General features: G+C 33.6%; 5 protein-coding genes. 1 reads left to right on the plus strand and 4 read right to left on the minus strand.

Translation table 11 applies throughout. From position 1 onward, the window contains the following. Positions 1-740 (plus strand): N-acetylmuramoyl-L-alanine amidase family protein (locus SSCH_RS06055; RefSeq protein WP_044664685.1); only part of this gene is annotated, 740 nt, incomplete at its 5' end. Between the two features lie 164 nt (positions 741-904). Here SSCH_RS06055 and dltD read toward each other — a convergent pair. The 4 genes from dltD to SSCH_RS06075 form a co-directional block, all read right to left on the minus strand. After that, positions 905-2,092 carry a D-alanyl-lipoteichoic acid biosynthesis protein DltD gene (gene dltD, locus SSCH_RS06060; protein ID WP_044664686.1) on the minus strand — a complete coding sequence of 396 codons (1,188 nt, stop codon included), beginning with the start codon at positions 2,090-2,092 and terminating at the stop codon, positions 905-907. After that, complete coding sequence (gene dltC, locus SSCH_RS06065) at positions 2,089-2,325, minus strand: D-alanine--poly(phosphoribitol) ligase subunit DltC (protein ID WP_052835384.1); 237 nt, start codon at positions 2,323-2,325, stop codon at positions 2,089-2,091. Before dltC ends, dltD begins: the two co-directional genes overlap by 4 nt. Before the next feature lie 38 nt (positions 2,326-2,363). Further along, positions 2,364-3,500, minus strand: coding sequence for a D-alanyl-lipoteichoic acid biosynthesis protein DltB (gene dltB / locus SSCH_RS06070; RefSeq protein ID WP_044664688.1), 1,137 nt, complete (start codon positions 3,498-3,500; stop codon positions 2,364-2,366). Between the two features lie 105 nt (positions 3,501-3,605). Next, positions 3,606-4,335 (minus strand): AMP-binding protein (locus tag SSCH_RS06075; RefSeq protein WP_156972134.1); only part of this gene is annotated, 730 nt, incomplete at its 5' end.

Consider the following 4,335-nt stretch of genomic DNA (forward strand, 5'->3'; position numbering starts at 1 on the left):
AGAGCACAAAACCGTATGATACATATATGTACTATGATCTAATAGTAAATATACCGGTATTGGTCGGAAAGACTATCGTCTTAGATGCTGGTCATGGCGGAATTGATCCTGGAGCGATATCATCTCCGGCAACCGGTAGTATCTATGAGTCTGTTTTGAATGAGCAACAGACGAGAATTCTAGGTGAATTACTATTAGAATATGGAGCAAATGTAATATATACACGGGATAGAATTCCGCCGCGTAATTCTAATATTACACTAGGTCAAGATTTAGAAAACAGGGTTGATGTTGCAAACGAAATAAGAGCTGATTTATTTTTAAGTATCCATCATGACTCTGCTTACCCAAATACTACGGCAAATGGTATTAGCACCCATTACAGTACATATAGACCTTTATTAGATAATGAGGGGCTTGCAAAAAAGAACACTATATATGGTAGTGATATTATATATGATCTCACTCCATGTGAAGCAGCAATAAAGAGCAATATACTGGCGGAAATGTTGGTAAGAAACATAGCAACTCTTGGTTTTAACATATGTCCTCAAGAAAATGGATCAGGAGCACATGATCACAATTTATATGTAACCAGAAATACGACAATGCCTTCTGTTTTAATCGAAGCCGGGTTTATGTCAAATGAACAGGAAGTATTGCGTGTAGCTGAAAAAAGTGTGCAACAATCTATTGCACAAAAGATAGTAGATACATTAATCGATTTTTATAGTTCATAGGCAACTGCTCATATTGTAAGAGAACATCAATTCCTAGCGGGTTTTAGAATTCATTGTAGATAAAGTTAACGCTATTAATTTCGGAGAACAAGAAAATGGCGATACAGCTCAATACGATAAATATATAAAAAGATATTAAAAAAATATGGTTTTTCGTTATGTTATCAATCATTTGAATGATAGTAATCATCAATTGCTTCATTGAAAAAAATCCATCCTTTCCATCCTATGTGCATTACATCTTTTAAAAAGTAAGGGTCATATTCATTAGTAGAATAATCTACAAGCTTAAAATTAGATGACTGAACCATTTGGCTGATTTCGGTATAATAGCACTGTCTGTCATTGTTATCGGATCCGCAGTAATCGTACCATTTACCATTTACAGGAACACTTACTATTAGCGGGGATATTTGTAAGTTGGTACAAATATCCAAAAACAGTGTGAAGTCTTCATATTCACTTCCGTATAAAAAAGACATCTCTGAATAACTGCCTTTAAAGCTCTCCAAATCCTTGCGTATGTATGTATCATAGTAGTCATTCTTAAGATAAAAATCGTTATTATTTGCTTCCCTTTGAGCGAATGAAACTGCAACATTTCTTTCTTTTTGCCAGTCAAAAGTTACTCTGTTATCGGAAGTATTTATGTCAACCTTATCACATGTTTTTAATAATCTGTATGTGTTTATTTTGTCTTTAGTGGAAAGAAGATAGTATTTATACTTATAGTAAGGCATCAGAATACGTAATAAAAATCTTGATATAGAAGTATCTTTTTTATATAATTCACAGTATTTATTTATGGGGATTAAGTTGGGATTATTATTTGTCAAATAATCTATTCGTTCTGCAAAAGCTATTTTCAGTGATTTATCTATATCATTATTAAACATAAAGGCATAGAAATGCAGCTCAGAAAAATTAGATTGAAAATTATTGGGGTCTATACTCCAAAGAAACCATTGAGGCGATACAATAAAAACAATTTTATTATGTTGTAAGCTTTTGCCTAGAGCACCAATATTCATAGCATGTATTAAGCTTTGACAATATCCGCGTCCAATTAAATTAACCTGAAAACCATCTTTTTTACCTTCAAAAAAGTTTGCAGGATTAAATGGTTCATCTAATAATGAACCAAGTTCTGAGGAACCATAAATCAAAATATTATCTTCGCTATCAATGGCTTTCTTTTGTAGAATTAATCCTTGATTTTTTTCCGGTGCCAGTACCCTGCCAATACGGTCATCATAATCTTTATTGACTCTTGATGTATACATTGAATCTAAGCTGATCACAGCGGCGGCAATAATAAGAAAAAAGGATAATACTAAAAAAAGTCTCTTCATTGGCAACCTCTCTTGGTTAAGTATTCGATAATCTTATTCGGAGTTGCAACATCCTCTCTCGTTATTTCTGTTGGAGCCAACTCGATTCCAAATTCCTCTTCAATGGCAGCCAAAAGTTCGATAAAGCCAAAGGAATCTATTAGGTGTGACTCAACCAAGTCAATATTCCCGTCTTTTTTTACCATATCTGTTTCGCATATTTCCTCCAGAATATCTAACAATTTTTCTTTCAAGATTTTACCTCCCAGTGTAATTAACTTTTATTATTTAGCTATTTAAACAAGTAACCGGAAAAGATCAGAAAGCCGAAACAAATGAGGTGGAAAGTGATGATAACAAACACTATATTCCACATCCTGTTATTTTTAACGCTTTTAAACCATGCACTTTTGCGTTGGTAATGATCAGTTAGTGCAAGCAAAATGCCATGGTATAATCCGTAAAGAATATAATGGATTTCCAAGCCGTGCCATATACCCATCGTTCCCATGGTAATAAGATAAGCGATGTAAGAAAGGGCATACTTGTTTTTCAGCAATTTTTTCTTAAAAAATAACATCACAAGCCTTGTATAGAGAAAATCTCGAAACCAAAATGATAGAGAGATATGCCACCTGGTCCAGAATTCTTTAATATTTCTGCTGATAAAAGGCTTGTTAAAGTTTTCAGGTGTTTTAATCCCTAATAAATAACTGGTACCAATTGCTAGTAAACTATATCCTGCGAAATCGAAAAATAAATATAAACTATAGGAGTACATGTAATTCCAAGTGTTTAGTAAAGTGTGAGTGTTGGGTATTTTGTTTATCCAATAGGTGGAGATCAGTGCTGCTATAATAAACTTATATCCAATGCCGCAAAATATTTTATGTATTCCTTCTCGAAGCAGAACCACATACTCTGCTTTAGTCATTTTTCGGTCAAGATCTTGTTTAAACCTTCTCGATCGATCTATGGGGCCTGAACTGATAGTTGGCAGGAACAGCAAAAAATACGTAAATTCAAAAGGATTTATCTTAGTAATCAATCCATCATAGATTTCAATCAACATTTGTACTGTTCTAAAGGTAAGATAGGAGATACCCAAGAATGCTATCGGGGTTTTTAGATCTATGAGAGGGCTCAGTTTTACAAGCACCAGGGGGGATATTGAAAATAAGATCATTAATCTTAAGAGCCACCGCGACTTATATTTTTTATGTAAATAACTGTATCCAAAAATTAAGACAAATTGTATTACGAAAAAAAATATGATTCTTTGAGAAAACCCAAATAAAAAATATAAGCCGATCAGGGTTGCAACCAAACCGTATCTTTTGATGGGTTTTTCTTTAAGCCCCAAGATAATTGCAGGTAATAGAAGTAAGGCGTAGATGTAACCAATAAATGAATTACTGTAAGGGATCACTGTAGCTCCTCTGTTAATGCTTTTCTGTTTATTTTTCCATTGATAGTTAAGGGCACCGATTCTCGAAATATAATTTTTCTTGGAATCATATAATCCGGGAGTATTCTACTTAATTCTTTTTTTTATCAACAACCCAATTTCAAAGTCTGTTTGTTCAAATGCTCTGTTTAAAACAACTACAGCAGTAAGATAATGTATTCTTCCGTTTTTTGATACAGGAATAACAGTTGCATGTTTTATGATAGTTAGTTCTCTAAGGGCATTATCGATTTCTTCCAATTCAATGCGATGTCCACTCAGCTTAATTTGGTAGTCAATTCTCCCAGAGTAGTGTAACATTCCGTCTTTGTAATATCCTAAATCACCTGTTTTATAGCAACGCTTCTCCTGACCGTCAAGAGTAATTTTTGAAAATGCTTTTTTAGTTATATCTTCATCTTTGTAATACCCAATGCTTACACTGTCCCCAGCGATATATATCTCGCCTTTTTTATTTTCATCACTAATTATCTCGCCATCAGAATCAATAATAAATATCTTGCAGTCGTTTTTGGCATAGCCGACAGGTAATGGATTATAGCTTTTGCATAATTTTTGGGTAATTTCAACTGCTGTTACTGCAACAGTGGTTTCAGTTGGACCATACATATTAAAAATCCTGGCATTTTTAAAACGTTCCAATAGTTTTTCCGCACATTTATTGGACAGTACTTCCCCACAAAATAGGAAAAGCTTTAAGTCAGGTAGTAACAGGTCATTAAAGCTTTTATCTGCAAGGCATAGTTCCGCAAATGAAGGAGTAGAAACCCAGACATTTATTTTTGCCTGACTAAAA

The organism is Syntrophaceticus schinkii (genome assembly GCF_000946815.1).
Classification (GTDB): Bacteria; Bacillota; DSM-12270; order Thermacetogeniales; family Thermacetogeniaceae; genus Syntrophaceticus; species Syntrophaceticus schinkii.